Source organism: Halorubrum halodurans (assembly GCF_002252985.1).
GTDB lineage: Archaea > Halobacteriota > Halobacteria > Halobacteriales > Haloferacaceae > Halorubrum > Halorubrum halodurans.
Genome location: NZ_NHPJ01000068.1, coordinates 1 through 25,359, shown reverse-complemented (window position 1 = coordinate 25,359; position 25,359 = coordinate 1). Strand labels below are relative to the sequence as shown.

26 protein-coding genes are annotated in these 25,359 nt (G+C 70.4%); 19 read left to right on the top strand and 7 right to left on the bottom strand.

The genetic code is table 11. From position 1 onward, the window contains the following. The first annotated feature begins 94 nt into the window (after positions 1–94). A complete protein-coding gene (locus tag DJ70_RS06575) occupies positions 95–1,771 on the top strand; it encodes a thiamine pyrophosphate-binding protein (RefSeq protein WP_094531268.1) in 1,677 nt (558 codons plus the stop codon). A 75-nt stretch (positions 1,772–1,846) separates the two neighbouring features. Continuing rightward, positions 1,847–3,079 carry a Zn-dependent hydrolase gene (locus DJ70_RS06570; RefSeq protein ID WP_094531266.1) on the top strand — a complete coding sequence of 411 codons (1,233 nt, stop codon included), beginning with the start codon at positions 1,847–1,849 and terminating at the stop codon, positions 3,077–3,079. Between the two features lie 30 nt (positions 3,080–3,109). On the opposite strand, the gene DJ70_RS06565 is transcribed toward DJ70_RS06570, so the two are convergent. Continuing rightward, the gene (locus tag DJ70_RS06565; RefSeq protein WP_094531264.1) at positions 3,110–3,982 is read right to left on the bottom strand and encodes an EamA family transporter; all 873 of its coding nucleotides are present in this window, start codon (positions 3,980–3,982) and stop codon (positions 3,110–3,112) included. 125 nt (positions 3,983–4,107) lie between these two features. Here DJ70_RS06565 and DJ70_RS06560 point away from each other — a divergent pair, with 125 nt between their 5' ends. The 4 genes from DJ70_RS06560 to DJ70_RS06545 all read left to right on the top strand — a co-directional run bounded on the left by DJ70_RS06560 (position 4,108) and on the right by DJ70_RS06545 (position 7,839). Next, a complete protein-coding gene (locus DJ70_RS06560) occupies positions 4,108–4,425 on the top strand; it encodes an RPA12/RPB9/RPC11 RNA polymerase family protein (RefSeq protein WP_094531263.1) in 318 nt (105 codons plus the stop codon). Between the two features lie 115 nt (positions 4,426–4,540). Further along, positions 4,541–5,143: a hypothetical protein gene (locus DJ70_RS06555; protein WP_094531261.1), complete on the top strand. Its 603-nt coding sequence runs from the start codon at positions 4,541–4,543 to the stop codon at positions 5,141–5,143. A 115-nt stretch (positions 5,144–5,258) separates the two neighbouring features. Further along, a complete protein-coding gene (locus tag DJ70_RS06550) occupies positions 5,259–6,506 on the top strand; it encodes an ArgE/DapE family deacylase (protein WP_094531259.1) in 1,248 nt (415 codons plus the stop codon). A 58-nt stretch (positions 6,507–6,564) separates the two neighbouring features. Next, positions 6,565–7,839, top strand: a complete 1,275-nt coding sequence (locus DJ70_RS06545) for an amidohydrolase (RefSeq protein ID WP_094531257.1) — start codon at positions 6,565–6,567, stop codon at positions 7,837–7,839. 27 nt (positions 7,840–7,866) lie between these two features. Here the strand turns inward: DJ70_RS06545 and DJ70_RS06540 are convergent, their stop codons facing one another. Further along, positions 7,867–8,091 carry a hypothetical protein gene (locus tag DJ70_RS06540; protein ID WP_094531255.1) on the bottom strand — a complete coding sequence of 75 codons (225 nt, stop codon included), beginning with the start codon at positions 8,089–8,091 and terminating at the stop codon, positions 7,867–7,869. 248 nt (positions 8,092–8,339) lie between these two features. Here DJ70_RS06540 and DJ70_RS06535 point away from each other — a divergent pair, with 248 nt between their 5' ends. The 4 genes from DJ70_RS06535 to DJ70_RS06520 all read left to right on the top strand — a co-directional run bounded on the left by DJ70_RS06535 (position 8,340) and on the right by DJ70_RS06520 (position 11,597). Next, positions 8,340–9,356, top strand: coding sequence for a threonine ammonia-lyase (locus tag DJ70_RS06535; protein WP_218827791.1), 1,017 nt, complete (start codon positions 8,340–8,342; stop codon positions 9,354–9,356). Between the two features lie 246 nt (positions 9,357–9,602). Then, positions 9,603–10,043 (top strand): phage tail protein, encoded by a 441-nt coding sequence (locus tag DJ70_RS06530; RefSeq protein WP_094531251.1) that lies wholly within the window; start codon positions 9,603–9,605, stop codon positions 10,041–10,043. Between the two features lie 59 nt (positions 10,044–10,102). Then, positions 10,103–10,588, top strand: coding sequence for a phage tail protein (locus DJ70_RS06525; protein ID WP_094531249.1), 486 nt, complete (start codon positions 10,103–10,105; stop codon positions 10,586–10,588). 49 nt (positions 10,589–10,637) lie between these two features. Next, a complete protein-coding gene (locus DJ70_RS06520) occupies positions 10,638–11,597 on the top strand; it encodes a helix-hairpin-helix domain-containing protein (protein WP_094531247.1) in 960 nt (319 codons plus the stop codon). A 37-nt stretch (positions 11,598–11,634) separates the two neighbouring features. Here DJ70_RS06520 and DJ70_RS06515 read toward each other — a convergent pair whose 3' ends face one another. Beyond that, complete coding sequence (locus DJ70_RS06515) at positions 11,635–12,804, bottom strand: NAD(P)/FAD-dependent oxidoreductase (RefSeq protein WP_094531245.1); 1,170 nt, start codon at positions 12,802–12,804, stop codon at positions 11,635–11,637. A gap of 103 nt (positions 12,805–12,907) precedes the next feature. Between DJ70_RS06515 and DJ70_RS06510 the strand changes: the two genes are divergently transcribed. The 8 genes from DJ70_RS06510 (at position 12,908) to DJ70_RS06475 (ending at position 20,329) form a co-directional block, all read left to right on the top strand. Then, positions 12,908–13,891, top strand: coding sequence for an ornithine cyclodeaminase family protein (locus tag DJ70_RS06510; RefSeq protein ID WP_094531243.1), 984 nt, complete (start codon positions 12,908–12,910; stop codon positions 13,889–13,891). Between the two features lie 234 nt (positions 13,892–14,125). After that, entirely contained in the window at positions 14,126–15,532 is a 1,407-nt protein-coding gene (locus DJ70_RS06505) for an ABC transporter substrate-binding protein (protein ID WP_245810730.1), read from the top strand. A gap of 5 nt (positions 15,533–15,537) precedes the next feature. Then, a complete protein-coding gene (locus DJ70_RS06500) occupies positions 15,538–16,452 on the top strand; it encodes a branched-chain amino acid ABC transporter permease (RefSeq protein ID WP_094531241.1) in 915 nt (304 codons plus the stop codon). Then, on the top strand, positions 16,449–17,492 hold the full coding sequence (locus DJ70_RS06495) for a branched-chain amino acid ABC transporter permease (RefSeq protein ID WP_094531239.1): 1,044 nt from the start codon (positions 16,449–16,451) through the stop codon (positions 17,490–17,492). Before DJ70_RS06500 ends, DJ70_RS06495 begins: the two co-directional genes overlap by 4 nt. Further along, complete coding sequence (locus tag DJ70_RS06490; protein WP_094531237.1) at positions 17,489–18,253, top strand: ABC transporter ATP-binding protein; 765 nt, start codon at positions 17,489–17,491, stop codon at positions 18,251–18,253. Before DJ70_RS06495 ends, DJ70_RS06490 begins: the two co-directional genes overlap by 4 nt. Continuing rightward, positions 18,250–18,954, top strand: a complete 705-nt coding sequence (locus DJ70_RS06485; protein ID WP_094531235.1) for an ABC transporter ATP-binding protein — start codon at positions 18,250–18,252, stop codon at positions 18,952–18,954. Before DJ70_RS06490 ends, DJ70_RS06485 begins: the two co-directional genes overlap by 4 nt. 325 nt (positions 18,955–19,279) lie before the next feature. Beyond that, positions 19,280–19,912: a PAS domain S-box protein gene (locus DJ70_RS06480; protein WP_094531233.1), complete on the top strand. Its 633-nt coding sequence runs from the start codon at positions 19,280–19,282 to the stop codon at positions 19,910–19,912. Between the two features lie 99 nt (positions 19,913–20,011). Continuing rightward, a complete protein-coding gene (locus tag DJ70_RS06475; RefSeq protein WP_143420945.1) occupies positions 20,012–20,329 on the top strand; it encodes a sensor histidine kinase in 318 nt (105 codons plus the stop codon). A 125-nt stretch (positions 20,330–20,454) separates the two neighbouring features. Here DJ70_RS06475 and DJ70_RS06470 read toward each other — a convergent pair whose 3' ends face one another. Further along, on the bottom strand, positions 20,455–20,709 hold the full coding sequence (locus tag DJ70_RS06470) for a hypothetical protein (RefSeq protein ID WP_094531229.1): 255 nt from the start codon (positions 20,707–20,709) through the stop codon (positions 20,455–20,457). A gap of 328 nt (positions 20,710–21,037) precedes the next feature. On the opposite strand from DJ70_RS06470, the gene DJ70_RS17755 reads away from it, so the two are divergent. Then, positions 21,038–22,570, top strand: a complete 1,533-nt coding sequence (locus DJ70_RS17755) for a sensor histidine kinase (RefSeq protein ID WP_321169294.1) — start codon at positions 21,038–21,040, stop codon at positions 22,568–22,570. 220 nt (positions 22,571–22,790) lie between these two features. On the opposite strand, the gene DJ70_RS06460 is transcribed toward DJ70_RS17755, so the two are convergent. The 3 genes from DJ70_RS06460 to DJ70_RS06450 all read right to left on the bottom strand — a co-directional run bounded on the left by DJ70_RS06460 (position 22,791) and on the right by DJ70_RS06450 (position 25,317). After that, positions 22,791–23,660 carry a DMT family transporter gene (locus DJ70_RS06460; RefSeq protein ID WP_094531226.1) on the bottom strand — a complete coding sequence of 290 codons (870 nt, stop codon included), beginning with the start codon at positions 23,658–23,660 and terminating at the stop codon, positions 22,791–22,793. 364 nt (positions 23,661–24,024) lie between these two features. Then, entirely contained in the window at positions 24,025–24,861 is an 837-nt protein-coding gene (locus DJ70_RS06455) for a VOC family protein (RefSeq protein ID WP_094531224.1), read from the bottom strand. Positions 24,862–24,924: 63 nt separating this feature from the next. Then, the gene (locus DJ70_RS06450; RefSeq protein WP_094531222.1) at positions 24,925–25,317 is read right to left on the bottom strand and encodes a rhodanese-like domain-containing protein; all 393 of its coding nucleotides are present in this window, start codon (positions 25,315–25,317) and stop codon (positions 24,925–24,927) included. Positions 25,318–25,359 lie beyond the last annotated feature (42 nt).

The window sequence follows — 25,359 nt, the reverse complement described above, 5'->3', positions numbered from 1 at the left end:
TCGCGCCGCTCCCGCGTGACCCCCGAACGGCCGTTCGTCGGCCGTCCGTTCCGAGGCCCAAATCGTTTTTTCGGTCCGGCGAGTCTCCTCGAGCATGTCACTCACCGGGGCGGAGTATCTGGTCGACGCGTTGGAGGAGTACGGCGTTGAACACGTCTTCGGAAACCCCGGCACGACCGAGCTGCCGACGGTCCAGGCGGTCTCGAACAGCTCGATCGAGTACGTTCTCGCGCTCCACGAGGACGTCGCGACCGGGATGGCCGCGGGATACGCGACGACGCGACGGTACCACTCGCACCACGACGACTCCGTGAACCCCCTCGGCGTCACGAACCTCCACGTCGCGCCGGGGCTCGCACACGGCGTCGGCAACGTCATCGGAGCCGCCTTCTCCGGCTCCCCGCTCCTCGTCACCGCGGGCAACTACGACACCGACTTCCAACACGAGGAGCCGATCCTCCACGGCGATCTCGAGGCCCTCGTCGACCAGTACACGAAGTGGAGCGCCTCGGTCCCCTCGGTCGAGGCGCTCCCGGCGATGTTACGGCGGGCGGTGCGACAGGCGCTCACGCCGCCGACGGGGCCCGTCTTCCTCGAGCTCCCCATCGACGTGATGAAGGACGAAACCGACGCCGGCGTCCAGCGGCTCGGCCCGATCCCCGACGCGGGACGCGGCGACCCGGACGCGGTCGCGGCCGCCGCGCGGCTGGTGGCCGAGGCCGACGAGCCCGTGATGGTGATCGGCGACGAGGTCGCCCGGTCGGGGCCCGACGCGATCGCGGCCGCCGTCGACCTCGCGGAGGCGGCCGGCCTCCGGGTCCACGGCGAGTTCATCACCGCCGAGGCGAACTTCCCGACCGACCACGAGCTCTGGGGCGGGACGGTGCCGGGCACCGAGCAGGGGTTCGTCGACACCGTCGACGGCGACACGGTCGTCTTCGTCGGCTGCGGCTCGGCGACGACCTCGCTCGCGCACGAGGAGGAGCTGCTCCCCGACGCAACGATCGTCCAGATCGGCCCGGACGGCTGGGAGCTCGGGAAGAACTGGCCGGCGGACGCGTCGGTGCTCGGCGACCCCGGACACGTCCTCCGGGAGCTCACGGACCTCCTCTCCGAGGACCTCGCCGCGAGCGAGCGCGACGACCGGCTCGAACGCGCCCGCGAGCGCGTCGCGGCGATCCGCGAAGAACAGCGTCCCGCCGCCCCCGACCCGGACGACCCGCGGGCCTCCAAGGGCCAGCTGGGCGAGGCGATGGCGGAGGCGGCCGCCGACGCGCTCGTCGTCAACGAGGGCGTCACCGCGGGCCACGCGGTCCGGTGGAACGTCCCGCTCGGCCCCGAACAGTGGATCGGCAACAAGAGCGGCGGGCTCGGCTACGGGCTGCCCGCCGCGATCGGCGCGGCGATCGCCGAGCGCGAGCGCCCCGACCCCCGCGACGTGGTCGCGTTCATCGGCGACGGCTCGTACTTCTACTACCCGCAGGCGATCTACTCGGCCGTGCGACACGGCGTGGACCTCACGACGGTCGTTGCCGACAACCGGAACTACCGGATCCTGAAGGACAACACGCTCCGGGTGCTCGGCGGCGCGGAGACCGACCACGACTTCACCGCGATGGACTTCGAGCCCCCGATGAACATCCCCGCGAACGCGGAGAGCTACGGCGCGACGGGCGAACTCGTGGACGACCCCGACGCGATCGCGGACGCGATCACGGGGAGCCGGGACCGCGACGGGCCGACGGTCCTCGACGTCGCCATCCACGACTGATCGCGGGGGCCGGCCATCCGAACGGACGACGTCGTGGCCGCTGGATTTAGTTGCCCGTTCGACGCAGTGGGAGACATGGTCACCATCGACCGCGACCGGTTCAGGGAGACGTTCGAGCGGTACTCCGAGATCGGCCGAACCGACGCCGACGGCCTCCACCGGCTGGCGCTCTCCGAGGAGGACCGGGAGGTGCGGGACCTGTTCGTCTCGGACCTGGAGGACCTCGGCCTCGAGGTCCGGATCGACCGGATCGGCAACGTCTTCGGACGCGCCGAGGGGACGGATCCCGACGCGGCGCCCGTCCTGATCGGCTCGCACCTCGACTCCCAGCCGTACGGCGGGCGGTTCGACGGCCAGCTCGGGGTCCTCACCGCGCTGGAGACGCTGCGGGCGTTCGACGACGCGGGCGTCGAGCACCGGCGGCCGATCGAGATCGTGAACTGGACGAACGAGGAGGGGTCGCGGTTCAAGCCGGCGCTGATGGGAAGCGGAGCCTTCACCGGCGAGCTCGACCTCGAGGAGGTGCTCGAACACGCGGACGCCGACGGCGTGACCGTCGACGAGGCGCTCGAGGCGGTCGGGTATCGCGGCGACGAGCCGGCGGAGGCGCGGGAGGAGTACCACTCCGCGCTCGAACTCCACGTGGAGCAGGGGCCGAAGCTCGAGGACCAGGACCTCTCGGTCGGCGTCGTCGAGGGCGTGTTCGGGATGGCGTGGCTCGAGGTGGTCGTCCGCGGCGACGCCGACCACGCCGGCCCCTCGCCGATGTACTCCCGGAAGGACGCGCTCGTCGCCGCCGCCGACGTCGTCGGCGCGGTCCGGCGGCTCTCGAACCGCCTCGCCGACGACGTGGTGACGACGGTCGGGGAGTTCGAGGTGGAGCCCGGCTCGATCAACGTCATTCCATCTCAAGTCCGGTTCACCGTCGACGTGCGCAGCTACGACGACGCGGTCGTCGGCGACCTCGTCGCGGCCGTGAAACGCGAGGTCGAGGCCGCCTGCGAGCGCGAGGGCGTCGAGTACGACCTCGAGGAGATCTGGCGGATCCCCCACACCGAGTTCTCCCCGCGCGTCGCCGAGACCGCGCTTGCCGCCGCCGACGACGTGGGCGCGTCCCACCGGGCGATGGTGAGCGGCGCCGGCCACGACGCGAGCTACGTGAACGAGATCACGGACACCGCCATGCTGTTCGTGCCGAGCGTCGACGGCAAGACCCACAACGAGGCCGAGTTCACGGAGTGGGCCGACGCCGAGGAGGGTGCTCGCGTGTACGCCGAGACGGTCGAGCGGCTGGCGAACGCGGAGTAGCCCTCGACGACCGGCGAACCGGCCGCCACCTCAGAGCGCGATCAGCGTCACGCCGACCACCGCGAGCAGCGCCGCGACCAGGCGGACGCGGAAGTAGCGCTCGCCGAGCAGGACGCCGCCGAGGACGACCGCGACGATCGCCTGCGTGTTGATCACCGGCGAGGCGATGCTGGCGGGCAGCGACGCGAACGCGATCGTCGTGACGTGCTCGCCGACCGCGACGATCCCGCCCGCGGCGGCCAGCCTCGGGAGGTCCGCGCGGACCCCCGTGGGCGGGTTCCGGACCGCGCTCGGGAGCAACACGAGCGCGACGCCGACCAGAAGCAGCGGGACCCACAGCGTCTCGGGGAGCGCCAGTTCCTGGAGCGCGATCCGCTTGCCCAGGTCGCTCACGGCGTAACACATGGCGCTCACCAGCGCGAGCTGGGCCGGGCGCGACGCGGCCGCCTTGCGGAACGGCTCGAGGAGCCCGCCCGGCTCGTAGTTGGCGACGTACACCGCGACCGTCGCGACGACGACCCCGAGCACCTGGACGGGACGCAACACCTCGCCGAGGAGCAGCACCTCGAGCGGGAGGACGAACATCGGCACGACCTTGTTGATCGGCGCCACGTACGACACCTGTCCCTCGGCTATCGCCCGTAAGAAGAGGACGAACGCGAGCGCGGTCGCCGCGACGGTGAGCGCGACGATCCCGACCTCCGGAGCGCCGAACGCGCCGAGCGCTTCGAGGGATCCCCCGCGGTCGGCGAGGGTGACCGGGGCGTACCACGCCAGCGCGAACGCGTTGATACGGACGGTGAGCGCGGCCGCGGAGTACCCCTCGAACCACCGCTTCAGCACGAAGAGGTAGACGCCCCAGACGACGGCGGCGACGACCGCGAACCCGAGGCCGAGCTCCATCGCTCGCCCGGACGGCCGGGCGAGTCAAGAGGCGTTCGATCGGGCGACGGAGCGGACGCCGCGGCGGCGACGTGGCGGATCGGAAGTCGACACGTATATCCGAGGGCCGCGTGGTCCTCGCTCGTATGCGATTCTGCGACGAGTGCGGGTCGATGATGCACACGGCGGATGACGCGTGGGCGTGTCGCTCCTGTGGGAACCGGGAGCCGCGGGACTCGCAGGCGGAAGCGGCGATGGCGACGCGGGACGCACAGCGGGACGACGGGGCACCCGACGTGGCCGACGCGACCCGGGGCGCCGCGGGGACGATGCGGAAGCCGTGTCCGACCGACGACTGCGACGGCGAGCGAGCCGACTACGAGACGATGCCGAAGCCGGGCGGCTCCTACGAGGTTCGGCTGTTCACCTGCGTCGAGTGCGGCCGCAAGTGGCGCGAGTCATAACGGGGGATCCCGCGACCCTCGCCGGGCGAACCGGTGATCCGGCCCGTTTCGGCCCGGATCCGCCTCCCGCGGCCCGAGCGGAAGCTTTTTGCGGCCCGTGACGCCCCCTTTGCCCATGGCCGATCCCTCCACTTCCGAGTCGTCACCGAACCGGTACGACATCTCGACGGTCGACCTCTCCGACGACCGCTACGAGGTGAAACAGTCCGCGGTCCGGAACAAGTACACCGTCCGTGACGGCGCGGGGACCGTCGTCCTCCGCGGGAAACAGAAGCTGTTCAAGATGAAAGAGGAGTTCCCGTTCGTCACCGGCGACGACGCGGACGCGTTCACGGTCAAGGCCGGCGGCATCATGGACGTCGCGGGGAGCTACGCGATCATCGACGCGGGAACCGGCGAGGAGGTCGTCGTCCTTGACGAGGACCTCTCGCTTTTCGTCGAGAACTGGACGATCCGGGACCCCGATTCCGGCGAGGCGCTGGCGACCATCCGGTCGAAGAACAAGCTCCTCTCGGCGCTCCGACACCTCGTGAGCGTCGCGAACCTCGTCCCGAACAAGTACGAGATATTCGACGCCGACGGCGACCACGTCGGCGACATCGAGGGGAAGTTCTCGCTGCGGGACGCCTACACGGTCAGCATCGACGACGCGACCGGCGTCCCGAAGGAGGCGGTTGTCGCGGCGGCGTGCGTCCTCGACGCCCTCGAGAACCAGTGAGGGCGCCGCGGTCCGCGGGCCGCGTCGCTCCGGTCGCCCTCGGCTCGATCGTGTGAGTCGCTACCGAGCCCCGGATCCGAAATCTGTTATAGGTGGTCGTGGTACGCCCGATAGAATGGACGTCCGCGAAGACGCGTTACGGGAGACGATCCGCGAACTGGTTTCCTTCGAGAGCTACCCCGGCGAGGAGGCCGCGGTTCAGGCCTGGTTCCGCGAGCACCTCGCGGCCCTCGGATTCGAGGTGTACGAGTGGGAGCCGGACCCGGAGGTCCTGGCGGCACACCCCTCGTTCCCGCCGGTCGAGACCCTGGAGTTGGACGACCGGCCGAGCCTCGGCGGCGTCCTCGAACTGGGCGACCCCGACGCCGGGCCGACGGTCGTGTTGAACGGCCACGTCGACGTGGTCCCGGTCGACGAGGACTCCTGGACGGAGCCGCCCTTCGACCCCCGCTGGGAGGACGGTCGCCTCTACGGCCGCGGGTCGCTCGACATGAAGTCCGGACTCGCCGCCTGCGTCTTCGCCGCGCTCGCGGTGGAGGCGCGCGCCGACGAGCTCGGCCTCGACGGCCGGATCGTCGTCGAGGGCGTCGTCGGCGAGGAGGAGGGGGGGATCGGCGCGGCGGTCGCGGCGAGGAAGAACCCGTACCCCTTCGAGCGGGACGCGGCGATCATCGCCGAGCCCACCGACCTCTCGCTCGTCGTCGCCGCCGAGGGGAGCCTGATGAAGCGGCTCGAGGTGTTCGGCGAGTCGGCTCACGCCGCCCGCACCTGGGAGGGCGAGTCGGTGCTCCCGCACTTCGAGCGGATCCGCCACGCGTTCGAGGACCTCGAGCGCGAGCGCGCCGAACGCGTCACCCACCCGCTGTTCGAGGCGTTCGACAACCCGTGGCCGATCAACTTCGGCACCGTCGAGGCCGGCGACTGGGCCTCCTCCGTCCCCGCACACCTCACCTCCGAGATCCGGATCGGCGTCGCCCCCCAGGAGACGGTCGCGGGGGTCGAAGCCGAGTTCCGAGAGCGGCTCGACGAGGTCGTCGCGGAGAGCGAGTGGCTCTCGGAGCACCCGCCGTCGTTCGAGCGGTTCTCCGTCCAGTTCGAGGGGTCCGAGGTGGACAGAGACGAGCCGGTCGTCGAGCGCGTGGCCGAGGCCGCGAGCGATCACGGTATCGAGCCGAGCTACGAGGGCTTCACCGGCGGCACCGACGCCCGTCACTACCTCGACGCCGGGATCCCGACCGTCGTCTTCGGGCCCGGCTCTGTCGATCTCGCCCACACGCCCGACGAACACGTCGAGTGGGACGACGTCCGGCTCGCGAGCGAGATCATCGCCGACGCGACCGCCTCGACGCTCGACTCGTACTGATTCCGGCCGGAACCGCCGCTCGGTCAACGTTTAACCCGCGCTTCGGCCAACCGTCCCCATGGACGCGAAACCGCGGTCCCGACTGATCGAGTTGCGTCGCGACCTCCACCGGCGGCCGGAGCTCGGGTGGCGCGAGTTCTACACCACGGGTCGGATCGTCGAGGAGCTCGAGGCGCTCGAGCCCGACGCGCTGTACGTCGGCCGCGAGATCCACCGCGAGGAGCGGCTCCGCCCGCCGACCGACGACCAGTTGGCCCGCGCCCGCGAGCGGGCGGTCGAGACCGGCGTCGACGAGGACGTGCTCGCGAGGGTCGAGGACGGCTACACCGGCGCGATCGCGGTCCTCGAGAAGGGCGAGGGCCCGACCGTGCTGCTCCGGGTCGACATCGACGGCCTCCCGCAGTCCGAGTCCGACGACCCCGACCACCACCCGGCCGCCGAGGGGTTCCGGTCGGCGTACGACGAGCGCATGCACGCCTGCGGCCACGACGCGCACGCCGCGATCGGCGTCGGCGTCCTCGAGGCGGTGGCCGAGAGCGACTTCGAGGGGACGTTCAAGGTGCTCTTTCAACCCGCGGAGGAGCTGGGCGCGGGCGCGGCGAGCGTCGTCGGCAGCGGCCACCTCGAGAACGTCGACGCGCTGGTCGCCGTCCACGTCGGCCTCGACGTCGAGACCGGCGTCGTGGTCCCCGGCGTCGAGTCGTTCCTCGCGATAAACGGGTTCGAGGCGACCTTCGAGGGGTCGCCGGCCCACGCGGGCAACAGCCCCCAGGAGGGCGCCCACGCCATCCAGGCGCTGTCGACCGCGGTCGGGAACCTCCACGCGATCCCTAGACACGGCGACGGCGCGACGCGGATCAACGTCGGCGTCGTCGAGGGCGGAACCGCGACGAACATCGTGCCCGAGTCGGCCTCGCTCCAGGGGGAGGTCCGCGGGGCGACGACGGCGCTCAGGAACTACGTCGAGGACCACGCCGCCCGCGTGCTCCGGAGCGCGGCCGAGATCCACGACTGCGACGTGGACGTGTCGTTCCGCGACGGCGCGCCGAGCGCCGACTGCGACGACGCGCTCGTCGACGCCGTCTCCGCGGCCGCGGCGGGCCACGACGCGACCGTCACGCCCGACGAGGGCGACGCGCTCGGCGGCAGCGAGGACGCGACGCGGCTGATGCGCGCGGTCCAGCGGAACGGCGGCGAGGCGACCTACGTCGGCTTCGGCGCGAGCAACCCGACCGGCCACCACACCGCGACGTTCGACGTCGACGAGGCGGTCATCCCGCTCGCGGTCGACACCCTGACCGACGCGATCCGGTCGGTGTCGCCGGGGAAGTGAGCGCCACCCCGGATCTGCGGCCGCGCCTCACGCGAACTCCGCCAGCGCGAGGACGAGGCTCGGCGCGGCGAGCAGCGCGAGGCCGACGAGCATCAGCCCCGCGGGGATCCAGAGCAGTCCCGTCTCGGTGAGCGCCCAGAGCGCGATCCCCGCGAGGACGGCGATCAGGCCGACGGCGCGAAGCAGCCAGCTGACGACGCCCTCCAGGCCGGCGTCGGCGACGAGGTCGACCGCGTCCAGTAGCTCGTCCATGGCGGGCGGTTCGCGCTCGGAGCGACTTGAGGGGATCGGACGTGGTCGACGAACGGATCGGACGCGACCGACGAACGGATCGGGCACGAATCGGGCGAAGCCGGCAACTCGGCTCCGCATGCGAACGCTTATCGACGTCCGTGGAGACGGCGAAGCAAGGTGACATCCATGGGACGTGACGACACGAGCCACGTCGAGGCGGCATCGAATCGGGACGCGTTCGACGGGATCCCCGCGAGGTGGCGGGCGTGAGTCGGTACGAGCCCGTCGACTCGCCGGACGCGACGACGATATTCCCGTATCACGACCTCACGCCGCCGGAGCCGGGCGACGTGTACGAGGCCCGTGAGGTCGTCTCCCGCTACCTCCCGCGGACTCCGCTGGTCCGGAGCGAGGCGCTCTCCGCCGAGACCGGCGCGGACGTCTACTTCAAGCGCGAGGACACGCTCCCGACGGGCGCGTTCAAGGTTCGCGGCGGCGTCACGCTCGGCCACCGGCTCTCCGAGGAGTTCCGCGAGGCGGGACTCGTCGCGGCGTCGACGGGGAACCACGGCCAGTCCGTCGCCTACGCCGGCCGCGAGTTCGGCGTCCCGGTGACGATCGCCGTTCCGTCCGACCCGAACCCCGAGAAGGTGGCCGCGATGGAGCGGTTCGGCGCGGAGGTCGTCGCGACCGGCGCCGACTACGACGAGGCCCGCGAGTGGGCGGAGCGCCGGGCGGCCGAGGACGGCCTCCGCTACGTCCACTCGGCGAACGAGCCCGACCTCGTCGCCGGCGTCGCCACGGCCGGGCTGGAGGTGCTGGAGACGCTTCCGGAGGTCGACCGCGTGGTGTGCCCGATCGGCGGCGGGAGCGGCGCGGCCGGGTACTGTCTCACGACCGGCGCGATCGGCGGCGCGGAGGTCGTGGGCGTCCAGTCCGCGGCCGCGGACGCGACCTACCGGGCGTACCACGAGGGGCATCTCGACCCGGCGGAGTCGGCGACGACCGAGGCGGAGGGGATCTCCTCTCGGGCACCCTTCGCGCTCACGGTCGGGATCCTCCGCGACCGGCTGGACGACCTGGTCACCGTCCCGGAGGCGGCGATCTGGGACGGCGTCCGCGACGTGCTGGCGGCCGACCGGATCCTCATCGAGGGTGCCTGCGCGGCGGCGGTCGCCGCGGTGCGGTCGATGGACGACGTCGCCGGCGAGACCGTCGTCGTCCCGACCACCGGCCGGAACCTCTCGACCGAAAAGCTCCGGCGCGCGGTCGATCCGGAGTGAGGCCGGAAACGGCGGGCACGGTCCCCGCTCACGCCCCGTCCGTCCGATAGCATTAACTTGGAAGCCGGCCGTTGAGGGAGGACAGTCGTGAATAGACAACAAGTGCCATGATCCTGGACACGCCCGCGGCCGCGACGCACGCCGCATCGACCGACGACGTACCGACGCACGCCGCATCGACCGACGGCGTACCGACGCTCGCCACGCCCACGACCGGACGCGGACGGAGTTCACGGGGGCGTGCCGATGCCGGATAGACACGGGCCGTATCGACGGATCCGCTTCCTTCTCGAGATCGACGGCGTCGCGAAGGCGGGATTCAGTCGCTGTGCGCTCCCGGCCGCCCGGACCGACGTGATCGCGTACCGCGAGGGGAACGACCCGCCCGCTCCCCGCAAGCTCGCCGGACTCAATCGGCACGACCCGCTCGTGTTGGAGAGCGGCGCGACCGACGACTCCATCGCGCTCGCCGAGTGGCGACAGCTGGTCGAGCAGGGCAAACTCGGCGAGGCGCGCCGGGCGATCGCGGTCGTCCTCCTCGACGAGGAGGGCGGCGCCGGGCCGCGGTGGGAATTCCGGAACGCGTGGCCGAGCCGCTACGTCGCGCCCGACCTCGACGCCGACCGTTCCGAGGTCGCGATCGAGCGGCTCGGGATCGTCCACGAGGGGATGGAACGGACCGCGTAGCATGGTCGACCGTCGAACACTCCCGCGATCGTCGCGGAAGCGAGCGGGACGGAGGCACGATGTCCCCGGATGACCGGACCGACCCCTATCCGAGCCATCGGTTCCTCGTCGAGATCGATGCGGTCGGCACGGCGGGGTTCAGCGAGGTCCGCGGGCTGTCGGCGCGCGTCGACGACGGGGCGGAGGCGGATGGGCCGCTCTGGCGACGGCTCCTGGTTCGCGACGCGTCGTGGGGGGATCGCGCCGCCGACCCCGGCGGCCGCGGCACGGCGACCGCGTCGTCGCGGCTCGCGCTTCGCCGCGGCGTGACCGACCGGACGGCGCTGTGGGAGTGGTTCCGCGAGTGGACCGCCGGGCGCGGCACGACGCGACCCGTCAGGGTGGTCCTGTTGGACGAGCACGGCGATCCCGCCCGCGTCTGGCGGTGCGAGCGTGCGCGTCCGGTACGCTGGGACGGACCGACGCTCTCCGCCGTCGGGTCGGGCCTCGCGACGGAGACGTTCGAGCTGACACACGACGGGATCACGGAGGTGTCCGCGGAGTGATCCGAGGCGCCGCCGTCGCCGTCGTGCCGTCGCTCCGGAGGCGTGCGCCGTGAGTTCGCTCGAGGACGTCTACGGCGTCGGGAGCGTCCGCGCGGCGCGGCTCCGCGAACACGGGCTCGAGTCGGTCGAGGACGTCGCGAGCGCCCCGGTCGACGGGCTCGCGGACCTGCTCGACGGCGTGGGCCGCCAGCGGGCGCGCCAGGTCCGCTCCTCCGCGAGGCGGCTCGTCGCCGAGGAGGGGACAGGGAGAGGAGCCGAACGGGGCGGGTGGCCACGGACGGACGCCGGAACCGGCTCGTCGGGCGACGCCGTCGCCGGCTACGTGACGACGAGACGGGTGACCGCCGCCGACGCGGTCGTCGTCGTTCCGGGGCGCGCGTTCCTGACGCGCGCCGGCGGAACCGCCCACCCGGAACCCTGGCGACACGCGCTGGCGTCGGTTCCCGGCGACGCGTTTCCCGAGTCGGGGGCGACCGACGGGACGGTCGTGTTGTGCCCGCCGGAACGGACGGCCACGGCGGCTCCCGGCCTCTACGAGGCGCTCGCGGACGCCGCGGACGACTCCCGATCCGCCGTCGGCTCCTTCCTGGCCGGCGTCCTCCGTCCCGGAACCCGGATCCCCGGCGACGTCGTCCGGGACCTACGCGGTCGACGCCCGGACCTCGGGTCCGAACTCGACGCTGTCCTGCGGAACGGGACGGTCCTCCGTCGCGGCGACTCGTTCGACCTCGGCGATCCCGGCGAGGCGGAGCTGCTCGCCTCGGCGGGGACGTACCTCCCCGGCGACAGCGTCCTTCCGCGGGACGCGGCCTTCGACGCCGGATCGGCGGTTCCGGGGGAGGAGCTCCCGCGGCGGGCGTCGTTCCTCTCGCCCGGCGTCGTGGCCGTTCCCGGTCGGCGCGCGCTCGGGAGCCTCGACGCCGACACCGACGCCGGCGACGACCCCGCGCTCGGGCTGCTCCGGGCGGGCGGGGTGTTGCTCCCGGCCGACGCCGTTCGGGAACGGTGAGACCGCGGGAACGTCCCGCCCTTCCGACCTCTGGCCCTCAGGCGACGCTCCGCTCGGTGAGCGTGTCGCCGCGCTCGAACCGGTCGCCCGACAGCGGCGAGACGTCGAGGAGGTCCGTCTCCCCGTCGACGACGAGGTCGGCGGCGATCCGTCCGGAGGCGGGCGCGTGCTGGAAGCCGTGGCCGGAGAAGCCCGCGACGGTCACGAGGCCGGGTAGCGTCTCCTCGACGATCGGGTGGTGGTCGGGAGTGACCGCGTACAGCCCGGCCCAGCCGCGCTGTATCCGGGTGTCGAGCCCGAAGTACTCGGCGTACTCGGCGGCGTTCTCGACCGCGCGCGCGGCCCACTCCATGTCCATCCCCTCGTCGTAGGCGTCGGGGTCCTGGTCGGGATCGTCGTCGCCCTCGAAGTGGCCGCCGACGAGGGCCACCCCCTCCCGCTCGGGGCGGAAGTACGATCCCGTCTCGAGGTCGATCGTCAGCGGGACCGACTCGGGGACCGGCGGCGTGGGGTCGACGACGGCGATCTGCCGCCGCCGGGGCGCGATCGGGAGGTCGACGCCCGCCATCCCGCCGACCGTCGCCGCCCACGCGCCCGCGGCGTTGACGACGCAGTCGACATCGTGGCGCTTCGAGTCGCCGGACCCGACCGGTCGGAGGTCCGCGCCGACGACGCGGTCCCCCTCGCGGTGGAGGTCGGCCACGGCCGTCTTCGTCCGGATCTCGACGCCCAGTTCCCTGGCGGCCTCGGCGTACCCCTGGACGGCGAGGTTCGGGTCGGCGATGCCGTCGTCGGGGTTGTACGTCGCCGCGACGAACGGGTCGGGATCGAGTCCCGGACAGTGTTCGGTCGCCTCCGCGGGCGTGAGCAGTTCGCTCTCCGCGCCGAGTTCGCGCTGCATCTCGACGTTCTCGCGGAACTGCGCCGCGGTCTCCGCGGAGCGGGCGAGAAACAGGTAGCCGTTCTTCCGGAGGCCGATGTCGACGCCGAACCGCTCCTCGAAGGCGTTCCAGATCTCCTTGCTCGCGAGCGAGAGCTCGACGTTCACGCGCGTGGAGAACTGCGATCGGATCCCGCCGGCCGAGCGGGCGGTGCTGGCGTTCCCGAGCGATCCCTTCTCGACGAGCGTCACGTCCACGCCACGGTCGGCGAGCGAGTACGCGGCGGAGAGTCCGACGACTCCGCCGCCGACGACGAGTGCGTCCATACCTCCCGATCGACCCCCCGGAATATAAACGTACGACGACGGTCGTCGCGGGGACCGCCGCGCCGACGAACAGGCTAAGTCGCCGGAGGGCGACGGCCCGGACATGGTGCTCGTACTCTCCGCGGAGGCGGTCGAACGGAGCCTCGATCTGGCGGAACTCGTCGACGTGGTGGACGACGCGCTGATCAAGCAGGCCGCCGGCGAGGTCGAGCGGCCCCACCGGCCACACTTCCCGGTCGGCGCGGGGCTCGACGGCGACGAGCCCGCGGGAACCGGGATCGCCATGCCGGCGTACGTCCACGGCGCGGACCACTACGCGACGAAGCTGGTCGGCGTCCACGAGGGGAACGCGGATCGAGGGCTCCCGACGATCAACGCCCAGATCGCGCTCACGGACGCCCGGACGGGTCTCCCGAAGGCGTTCATGGCGGGGACGGCGATCACGAACGCCCGGACGGGCTGTATCGGCGCCGTCTCGGCGCGGGAACTGGGGCCCGACACGGACGACGCGGGACTCACCCTCGGCGTCGTCGGCGCCGGCGCGCAGGCGCGCTGGCAGACCCGCGCGATCGCGACCGTCGCGACGCTCGCCGACGTCCGGATCCACTCGCCGTCCGACTCGCGGGTGGCGTGTGCCGCCGACCTGAGCGACGAGGGGATCCCGGCGCGCGCGGTCGACACGCCCGAGGCGGCGGTCGAGGGAGCGGACGTGGTCGTGACGGCGACGACCGCGACCGAGCCCGTCTTCCCGCCCGGCGCGCTCGACTCGGGAACCCTCGTCGTCGCCGTCGGCGCGTTCACGGAGGGGATGCAGGAACTCGACCCCCGCGTCCTCGAGCGTGCCGAGCGCGTGTTCGCCGACGTGCCCGAGGAGGTCGCCGGGACCGGCGACCTCCGGGCGAGCGACCTCGACGCGGACGACCTGGTCGAACTCGGCGTTCCGCTCGCCGACGGCTACGTCCGGGAGTCGCCGGAGGGCGTTCTGGTCGTCGTCAGCGTGGGCTCCGCGACGCTGGACGCCGCGGCGGGCGAGACGGTCTACCGGGAGGCCAGGGAGGCGGGCGACGGGACCGACGTCTCGCTGTAGCCGCGGTCGGCCGGCTCGAACGACCGATCCGACCGGCCACGGACGCGCCGCGTGCTCCCGACGGGGGACCGGGGACGATGGAGAAACTCACCGTTCGTCCGAAACATCGGGGTCGAACTCGACGTTTTCGAAGCCAAACGTGTTCGATGTTCGAACTACTTGGCGATTTCTCTCGTCCGTCCGACCATGGTCGCCCCCGTTTTTAATAGCTGGTGTACGGGACCTAGTATCCGAATGCCATCTGATACCAATGACCTCGTGAATCGTCGGACGTTCCTGACCGTCACCGGAAGCAGCGGGATCGTCGGACTCTCCGGCTGCGTGAGCTTCGGCGGCGGCGAGGAGAGCGGCGGGGACGGCGGGACCGGCGACGGAAGCGGCGACGACGGAAGCGGGGACGGGAGCGGCGACGGAAGCAGCGACGACGGATCGAGCGACGACGGCTCGGGCGACGGCGGTCCCGACACCATCTCGCTCGGTCAGCCGGCGTCGCTGAGCGGACAGTGGGACTTCCTCCAGCCGGGGGTCTCGCAGGCGACGGACGCCGCGGTCGCCCACATCAACGAGGCCGGCGGGCCGCTCGACGCGGAGCTCGAGGTGATCCGCCGGGACACCGCGGTCGACCCGCAGGAGGCGCGGACCGTCACGACCCAGCTGATCGAGAACGACGGGGTACCGGCGATCGTGGGCCTCTTCTCCAGCGAGATCAACCCGCTGTGGGACTTCCTCCAGGACTTCGAGGTTCCGATGGTCACCCCGTGGCCGGGCTCGACGTTCCTCGACACCCGCGGCGGTGACAAGGCGACGCCGGAGGACCTCTCGGACGACGAGTGGCTCTGGCGGACCGTCGTCGGCGACACCGTCCACACGAGCGGGAGCGCCGTCTACGCGCTCGAGAACGACCTCGACACGCTGGGCGTGCTCAACGGCACCACCGAGGGCGAGCGCAGCTACGTCGAGGGGTTCCTCTCCGTCTACGAGGACAACGGCGGGACGGTCGCGGAGCGGGTGGAGGTCGAGATCGGCGGGTCGAGCTACCAGTCGGCGCTCAGCCGGCTCTTCGACGCCGAGTTCGACGCGTTCCTCGTGAGCCTCCCGCTGGAGTCGGCGATCACGGCGCTCTCGGACTGGTCCGACGCGGGGTACGGCCGCCAGCCGATCCTCTCCGACCCGCTGGCACAGCAGGACCTCGTCGACCAGGTCGGCAGCGACATCCACGGCGCGTGGGCCGGGTCGCCCGGCCAGTCGGGGCCGAGCTACGACACCTTCGAGGAGATCTACTCGGGCGAGGGCGACGCGGAGATCAACGCCTGGACGCCGCCCGCGTGGGACGCCATGCAGGTGATCGCGCTGGCGATCGAGCGGGCCGGCGAGGCGACCCCGGAGGCGATCGAGCGCAACCTCGGCCCGGTCAGCCGTGACGGCGGGACGGAGGTCAACACCTTCGCCGAGGGGAAAGAGGCGCTCGCCAACGGCGAGGAGATCTCCTACCAGGGCGCGGCGACGCCCACGAACTTCACCCAGCACGGCAACGTCTTCGGCAGCGTCACCATAAGCACCGCCGGCGAAAACGGGTTCGAGGCGACGAGCGAGGTCCCGGCCGAGGACATTCGGGAGTACGTCGCCGAAGGCGAATACTGATCCCGATGGGCTTGCTTCAGGAAGCCATCTTCGGGGTCGTCACGGGGTCGTACATCGCGATCGCCGCGATCGGGTTCACGCTCATCTACGGGATCGTGAACATGATCAACTTCGCGTACGGGGAGTACCTCACGCTCGGCGCGTTCGTCGGCTTCCTCGCCGCGAGCGCGATCCCCGTCCCGCTGCCGGTCGCGGTCGTGCTCGCGATGATCGGCGGGGGGGTCATCAGCATCGTGCTCGCTCGGGGCTTCTTCACGCCGATCAACCACACCGGCCCGGTGCCGATGCTGCTGACGTCGATCGGGCTCGGGATCGCCATCCGCAACGCGATCCGCCTCTTCGGCGGGCGGAGCGCCCGCTACATCGAGACCGAGACGGCGACGTTCCGGTTCGACGGGGTCCCCGACGTGACCGTCGGCTCCGTCGACCTGCTCGGCGGCTTCTTCGTCACCTCCGAGCACCTGATCGTGTTCGGCTCCGCCGTCGCGGTCTTCCTCTCCATCCACGCGCTGTTGACGCGGACCGACGTGGGGATCGCGATGCGGGCGATGGGCGACGACGAGAGCCTGGCGCGCGTCCGCGGCATCGACACCCAGCTGATCCGCGACAGCGTCTGGGTGCTGGCGGGCGTCCTTGCCGGGCTCGCGGGCGTGCTCATGGCGATCCAGACGAACGTCAGCTCCACGACGGGCTTCAGCCACATCCTCCAGATCCTCTCCGCCGCCATCCTCGGCGGGGCCGGCAGCCCGTACGGGGCGATCATCGGCGCGTACGTCATCGGGCTCGCGCTCGCGTTCTCGACCGCGTTCCTGCCGTCGTCGATGACCGGCCTCTCCTCGGCGGTCGCGTTCGCGATCCTGATCGTCGTGTTGCTCGTCAAGCCGAGCGGGATCGCCGGAACGGAGGTGCGTGAGGCGTGAGCGCCCTCGACCGCCTCCCGTCCGGACGCGGCGACCGCGCCCTGATAGCCGGGGTGGCCTGCCTGCTCGTCGGCGGCCTGTTCGCTCTGACGCCGCTCCAGGCACAGCTGCCGAGCGCGCTGTACGTCTTCGTCGAGGTCGGCATCACCTTCGTGATCTACGGCATGCTCGTGCTCGGGCTCGACCTCCAGTACGGCCACACCGGCCTGGTCAACTTCGGGCACGTGGTCTTCTTCGCGGTCGGCGCGTACGCGACCGCGATGCTGGCCGCACAGGACAGCTTCGCGGGGACGGCGCTCGGCTACCCGTGGCCGCTCGCGCTCCTCGTCGGCGTGGTCGCGGCCGCGCTCCTCGGCCTCGTCGTGAGCGCCACCTCGATCCGCCTGCGCGACGACTTCCTCGCGATCGTCACGCTCGCGACCGCCGAGATCTTCCACTCGGTCTTCGTCAACTTCGAGGGGGTCTTCGGCGGGAACGTCGGGATCCTCGGCGTGCCCCGGCCGATCGCGGGGGTCGTCGGCGACGCCGACACCAGGATGATCGCGACGATCCTCGTGATCGGGGGGATCACCCTGATCACGCTCGCGGCCGTCACCCGGCTCACCGAGGCACCGTACGGCCGCGTCCTCCGGGCGATCCGGGCCGACGAGCTCGTGACGCGCTCGGTGGGCAAGTCCACGATCGTCTACAAGACGCAGGCGTTCGTCTACGGCGCGGCGCTCGCCGGGCTCGCCGGCGGGCTGTTCGCGCTGTACAACGGCGCGGTCGCGCCCGGCTTCTTCACCATCCAGGTGACGGTCACCATCTGGATCGGGATGCTGCTCGGCGGCGCGGCGAACCACCGGGCGGTGCTCGCGGGGCTGGCGATCATCATGGGGCTCCGGCTCGTCTCCCGGTTCGGGCTGAGCGTGACGCCGGTCTCCGGCGACGTGTTCGCCGCCTTCCGGCTCGTCGTCGTCGGCCTGATACTGATCGCCGTGATCCGGTTCCGCCCCGCCGGGATCTGGGGCGACCCGCAGGAGCTGGGGGTGGACCAATGAGCCTCCTCTCCGCGGAGGGACTCGTCAAGGACTTCGGCGGCCTGCGCGCCATAGACGGGCTCTCCGTCTCGATCGACGAGGGCGAGCTCGTCGGCGTGATGGGGCCGAACGGCGCGGGGAAGTCGACGTTCTTCAACTGCGTCAGCGGCGTCATCCCCCCGGACGAGGGGAGCGTCACCCTCGACGGGACCGACGTGACGGGCGACCCGCCCGAGTCGCTGGCACACCGCGGGCTGGTGCGGACCTTCCAGGACACCCGCGAGCTGGAGACGATGACCGTCCGCGACAACGTCCGGCTCGCCGCGCCCGACCAGCCGGGCGAGCGGACCCTTCCGGCGCTGCTCCGGAGCGATTCGATGACCCGCGAGGAGGAAGCCGTCCGGAGGCGGGCCGAGGAGCTGATCGAGACGTTCGAGCTGGACCACCTCGCGGACGAGTACAGCAGCAACCTCTCGGGCGGCCAGCGGAAGCTGCTCGAGCTCGCGCGCACGCTGATGCTCGACCCCGACGTGCTCATGCTCGACGAGCCGTTCGCCGGGGTCAACCCGACGCTGACCCGCGAGATCGCGGACCGCATCCTGGATCTCAACGCGGAGGGAATGACGGTCGTGATCATCGAACACGAACTCGAGACGCTGACCGAACTCGTCGACCGGCTGGTCGTCCTCCAGCAGGGACGGCTGCTCGTCGAGGGCGAGCCGGAGGCGGTGCTCGAGGACGAGCGCGTCATCGAGGCGTACCTCGGGGGTGACGCCGAATGAGCCTGCTCGAGGTGGTCGATCTCGACGCGGGCTACGGCGACCTCCAAGTGCTCTCCGGGGTCGACATCCGCGTCGACGACGGGGAGTACGTCACGATCGTCGGCCCCAACGGTGCCGGCAAGTCCACCGTGATGAAGGCGATCGTCGGCATCGCGACGTGGCAGGGCGGGTCGATCGAGTACCGCGGGACGGACATCGCCGGGATGGCGCCCGAGGAGGTCGTCCACGAGCGGATCGGGTACGTCCCGCAGTCGGACAACGTCTTCCCGACGCTGACCGTCGAGGAGAACCTCCGGCTCGGCGCGTACGTGCTCGACGAGGTGCCCGAGGACCGGAAGCGGGACGTGTACGACCGGTTCCCGGCGCTCGCGGACCGGCCGAACGAGAACGCCGGGTCGCTGTCGGGCGGCCAACAGCAGATGCTCGCGATGGGGTGTGCGCTGATGCTCGACCCCGACGTGCTGCTGTTGGACGAGCCGAGCGCCGGCCTCGCGCCCGATCTCGTCGACGAGATGTTCGACCGGGTCGACGAGATCAACGACGCCGGCACCACGGTCCTGATGGTCGAACAGAACGCGAAGGAGGCGCTCCGGCGCTGTGACCGCGGCTACGTGCTCGCGAACGGGCAGAACCGGTACGAGGACGACGGCGACGCCCTCCTCGGCGACGAGGAGGTCCGTCGCGAGTTCCTCGGCGGGTAGGGGCTCGCCGGTTCGCTCCCACTTCCCTCCCGGCGGCCGTCCTCGCTCGCCGCGCTCGCTTCGAGAACCACCTCTCGAACCCCCGGAGGGGGGGATCCGACTCCGACGTCCTCGGCGGCTCCGTCGGTAAACCACCGCGGTCTTCCGAACGACCTTGCTCGCGGACGCTCACTCCGGGGGACTCGTCGGGCTACCCGCCGGATCGTTCACGAATCGATAAGAGTACTAGCTACTGTGGTTGGAGCGGTCGTTACGTGGGAGTGGTCGCCAGGTTTATTCGACATTCGTTTGAAAAGGACGGTAACGCGGGAGAGAGGGGGTCACGATGGAACTACGGAGCATCGAACAGTACGAGGCGCTCATCGAGCACTCGGCGGACGCCATCGTCCTGTTCGATGAGGCCGGAGTCATTCAGTTCGCCAATCCGGCCGTCGAGACGATGCTCGGATACGCGCCCGACGAGCTCGTCGGGGAACGGGCGTTCAGTCTGGTTCACCCCGACGACAGGGAGGAAGCCATCGAAGGGCTCGGCCGGATCGCCGGGAACCCCAGCCGATCGACGGCGAAGCAGGAACACCGGCTTCGGCACGCGGACGGGTCGTGGGTCTGGGTGGAGTCGGTCACGACAAACAGGACCGAGTCCGACGTCGAGGGATACGTCATCAACACCCGCGAGATCACAGAGCGCAAGCGATACGAGAGACGGCTGGAGAAGACGACCGAGCAACTCGAGGCGCTGAACCGCGTGGTTCGCCACGACATCCGAAACGACATGACCGTGATCCTCGGATGGAGCGAACGGCTTCGAGAACACGTCACCGACGAGGGGCGGGACGCGCTCGACCGCGTGCTGCGAAAGTGCCATCACGTGATCGAACTCACGGAGATATCTCGAGACTTCGTCGAATCGCTGGTGGACGACGAGTCGACGCAGCTGAAACCCGTCGGTCTCCGGTAGTACGTCGACGCGGAGCTCGCCGCGGTACGTGAGTCCTATCCGGACGCTCGGTTCGACGTGTCGGGCGCCGTCCCCGACGTCCCCGTGCGGGCGAACGAGATGCTCTCGTCGGTGTTCAGGAACCTCCTCGAGAACGCGGTCCAACACAACGACGAGGAAACGCCGGAGATAACGGTGAGATGCGTCGACGGGGAGGAGACGGTTCGGGTCCGCATCGCGGACAACGGCCCCGGCGTCCCGGACGAGCAGAAAGCGGAGATATTCGGGAAAGGCGAGAGCGGATTGGGCAGTTCCGGCTCCGGCATCGGTCTGTATCTCGTCAACACGCTGACGGACCAGTTCGGAGGTGACGTGTGGGTCGAAGACAACGATCCCAAAGGGGCCGTCTTCGTCGTCGAACTTCGAAAGGCGGCGTGAGACGACCGTCGGCGGTCGGACCGACGCGACGACTCGAAATCCGTGTCCACCGGTCGGACGCGAGCGGCAGAGACGGACTCCGAGGGATCGTCTCGTGACCGTTCGGCTCGATTCCGCGGCCGTATCTATCCATGACCGTCCAAGATGGCCTCGTCGGACATCTGTTCCACGTCGAAAACCGCCGCCCCGAACAACCCTATGAAGACGTATATCAGACCGAAGATGATCAACGATGCCGCAAGCGTGTCGAGGAGGTTCGGGACGGTCGTCTCGCCGGTGATGGCGGATACGACGGCAACGAGAACGAATATCCCGGCGAGAGCAGCAATATCATACCAGCGTATGAGTTTGTCGATCGTTTCACTGATAGCTTCTCTCATACGCCAGATACCCTGTCCATATATTTAAACACTACACGAGTTCTCAGTTTGGCAAAAGGGCCGTAACGGATCGTAACCGGTTCGAACGACATCCATCGCCGTCGTCGCCCGCTAGCGTGGCTGCGCCCTCCGTTCAGTGCCGTCGCCGGGACCTACTCGAGCGCTGGCGGAATCGACGTGACCGACACGGCGTGTCCATCCGGCAGAGCGAATATATACCGCGTCTCGTAATAGTGTCCGTATGGCGTGGCAGTACCACCCAATACTCGTACTCCTCGCGTTGGGTGGCTTCGCCTCGGTCGTGGTCGCGGGGTACTGCTGGCGGTAGATCCGGACGCGCGGGTGGAGCTACCTCGTCGGTAGCATCGGCCTGCTCGGATTCAACAACGCCGTCTGGGTCCTCGCGGCGACGCTCAAGACGGCGAGTACGGACCTACAGCTCTCGCTTCTGTTTTACAAGCTCGAACTTCTCGGATTCCTCCCGAACACGGTGGTCGCTATCGTCATGGCGCTGGCCTACGTGGGGAGAGACCGGTGGCTTACACGACGGACGTTCGCGCTGCTTGGTGTGGTTCCGACGGCGTTCGTTCTCCTCACGCTGGTCAATCCCGGCGACGTGATGATCGTCGATCCGAAGCTGATTCCCGCCCAGGGCGTGCTGGCGTTCGAACATGAATTTCCGCCACTGTTCGGCGTGTATCTCGCCTGGCTGTACGGGGCGGTTCTGGTCGCCATCCTGATCCTCGCTTGGGGGACACTGACAGACCGCGTCCCGACGGTTCCGGGACTGGTGGGTGTCCTGGCGCTGCTACTCCCGCTCGTCGTCGCGGTGTTGAAAACGGTGGGTGTCTACCCTCCCGGCGGCGACGGGATCAACGTCTCACCCGCCGCGAGCGCCATCGGAATCAGTGTCTTCGCGTTCGCCATCGTCCGGTATCGCGTGTTCGAACTGGTCCCCGTCGGCCGTGACCGGGCGGTCGAAGTCATGGCCGACGGCTACCTCTTCGTCGGGCCCAACGAGACGGTTCGTGACGCGAACCCGACCGGCGCAGAGCTGCTGGTTGGAGACGCCAGCGCGAGGTTGCGAGGCAGCTCCGTGAACGAGGTCGTGCCGGTCTACGACGACCTGACTGGGACCGACTCGGTCGATCTCGAAATAGCGGGACGGATAGTCGAAGTCAGCCGTTCGGAAGTGACCCGACAGAACTGGGCCGCGGGCGAAGTACTTCTCCTCCACGACGTGACCGAACAGCGACGGCAGTTGCGAGAGCTGGAGCGCACGAACGAGCGGCTCGACGAGTTCGCCGGGATCGTCAGCCACGACCTTCGGAACCCGCTCAACGTTGCCAAAGGTACCCTGTCCCTCGAGCGGGACGCAAACGACAGCGAGCGGCTCGCGACCGCGAGTCAGGCCCTGGATCGCATGGAGATACTCATCGACGACGTGTTGACGCTCGCACGACAGGGACAACCGATCTCTGACCCCGAGCCTACCACGCTATCGTCGGTCGTCAACGAGTGCTGGGAGGTCGTTGACACTCATAACGCGACGCTGACCGTCGAAAGCGATCTGACCCTCGAAGCACACCGTGACCGTCTCCAGCAACTGCTGGAGAACCTGGTTCGTAACGCCATCGAACACGGTGGCAGTGACGTAGCGATCCGTGTCGGGGCGCTTCCCGAGGCCGACGGCTTTTACGTTGCTGACAACGGACCGGGCATCCCCGACGACGAGCGGGACGACGCGTTTGAATCGGGGTATTCGACCGTGGAGTCAGGAACCGGATTCGGGCTCGAACGCGTGAAAGAGATCGCTGACGCGCACGGGTGGACGATCCGCGTGACTGACAGATCCGCGTGACTGACAGTGTGGACGGGGGAGCACGATTTGCGGTTGCTGGTGTGGAGTCCGATGAGTGAGAGACACGCGTCCGGTATTCGGTACGAGCCGATCGAACCGTCGGCGACCGGGTATGCCGACGGGTTCGATAGCAGCCGAAAGAGGGCGGTCCGACGGAGCGGATACCTCGAGACGGGCGGGTGACCCCGTGAGCCGCCGACCCGACTCCGTGGTCCGTCGTTCACACCGTTTCCTCGCGCTGAATGAGGAGCACGCCGGTTACGACGAGCGCGCCGCCGACGATCGTGACGACCGAAACGGGCTCTCCGAGCACTACCGCCCCCAAAGCGACGGTCACGCCCGGCTCGGCGGTGCTGATGACGCTCGCTCGACTCGCGCCGATCCTCGCGATGCCGGCGAAGAACGTGAGCACGGGGACCACGGTCGCCAGAATCGCGATCCCGAAGATCACCCCCCACGCCGTCGGGGTGGCCGGTATCGTCAACGATCCCGTTCCGGCACCGAACACGAGGAAACTGAGGGCGGCCGCCGGCAGCACGAAGGCCGTCAGCGTCTCTGCGGGTACCGTCGCGAGTGCGCGCTGGCTGACGAGGATGTACAGCGAATACGCACACGCCGAACCGAGGACGACGACGACGCCGCGCGGGTCCACGCCGGCCGGATCGGCACCGGTGATGAGTGCGACGCCGCCGATCGAGAGCGCCAATGCGGCGATCAGCGGCGGCGTCACGCGATCGGGATGGACGACCGCGGTGAGGACGACGACGAACGCCGGATACGTGTAGAGGACGATCGCGACCATCCCGGCGGTCATGAACTCGAGGCCGAGGAAATACAGCGCGCTCTGGGTCGCGTACCCGCCCGCGCCGAGCGCGACGGCGATCGCGACGATCCGTCTGCTCGGGATCCGTAACCGCCCGCGCGACCACAGGACCGTCCAGACGAGCACCGAAGCGAGTGCGAATCGGAGCGCGAGCACCGTCGGTATCGATAGCTCCTCTTCGGCGGCGATGACGCCGAAGATCCCCAGGGTGCCGAACCCGACCGCGGAGGCGACCACGAGTACGATTCCGACCGTCTCATCGTCCATGGTCCACCACCGTAACCGAATTCCAAAGCGCTACTGATCCGGGAGGTCGTTCGCTCGGTGCCGGTGTCGACCGGACGGGCCGGCGGTCTGGCGTTCGGCACCGGAGCCGCGGTCTCGCGCCACATCCCGGACGGATCAACCAACAGACGGGACACACCCCACCGGGATGGAGGCGAGGAGAACCACCACTCGGGAACCGGTAACCGATCCGCGCCTCGTGTCCCGCAGGGCCGTCGGAACGTCCCGTCGGGTCTTCCGCCCCTCGGGCGAGACGGACGCGCCGTCCGCCGGCCGCCGGCCGCCCCGATCGAGAACGGCGGGATCACCCGCCACGAACGTGTTCGACGCGGTCCGTCCCCGTCGCCTACGAGTCCGTCTCGACGAACCCGAGGTAGCGGCGACCCGCCGGGTGTGTCACCGGCGCCCACTCGACCGGGCGATCCCCGACCGAGCCCGACTCGAGGTCGTCGAACCCAGGACCGTCACCCTCGTGTCCGAGGAGGTACGCGGCGGGGCGGGGACCGAACTCCGCGAGCCGGTCGGCGAGCCAGCCCTCGCCGCGCGGCTCCGCCAACGCGATCGGGAGGTCGGGGTACGTCGCGACGTCGGCCTCGAGGTCGGCGCTCTCGCCGAGCGTCGGAGCGTCCGCGTCGAACGCCGTCTCGAACGTCCCGACCGCGGCGTCGAGGTCGGCAACGCCGAGCACGACCGTGTCGACGCCGACGATCGGCGACGAGTCCAGGTCGCCGGTCGGCCGGACCCGACGCTCCCGCGGGGTCCGGTCGCTGATGAGGAACGGCAGCGTCGCGCCCGGATCGCCGTCTCCCAGATAGGTGAGGTCCCACTCGACGAGCGCCCCGTCCTCGCGGGTCCGCTGGTACCCCGAGGGGCCGTCGACGTGGACGCCGCGGTCGCGGAGATCGGCGCTCGCGGCCTCGACGTCCGCGACGTCGACCGCCCACGCGCAGGGACCGCCGTTCCCGTGGATGGGGCCGTCCCACCACGGCGAGTCGGCGTCGGGTCGGCGCGTCGAGATGAGCTCGAGGTAGCTCCCGTCGCGGAAGCCGACGATCGCCATGTGGGTGACGCCGTTCGAGTGGCGGCCCCCGTACTCGACCGGGAAGCCGGCCGCGGCGAACGCGTCAACGAGCCGGTCCAGATCCCGTCCCGCGACCGTGACGTGATCGATGCGGAGGTCCATACCCGGAGGCCGGGAGCGACCGGCAAATACGTTCCGGCGGGCGCCCCGAGGCGAGCGTCGCGGTCAGAACGGCGCGTCCGGGCCGTCCTCGGCGCCGTCCCCGTGCTCGCCGTTCCCGGCCGTCGAGGTCTCCAGCTCGTGTCCCGCCTGCTGCCAGGCCTCGATCCCCCCGCGGAGGCTCTCGACGCGGGCGTCTGCGGTCCCCTCGTAGCTGCCGATCAGTCGGGCGGCCTGCTGGCTCGCGACCCCGTGCGGACAGACCGTCACGATCCGCGCTGCCCCCTCCAGCTCGGCGACGCGGGTCGTGAGCTCCGGGAACGGGATGGACTCGCTGTCGGGGAGGTGCCCCCGGTGGAACGCCCGCTCGTCGCGGATGTCGACGATCCGAACGTCCTCGCCGTCGTCGCCGTCCTCCAACAGGGCCGCGAGCCCCGCCGGATCGATCTCCCCGTCCATCACGGGAGCGGACACAGGCTCGCCGTGATCACGGCGCGCGCG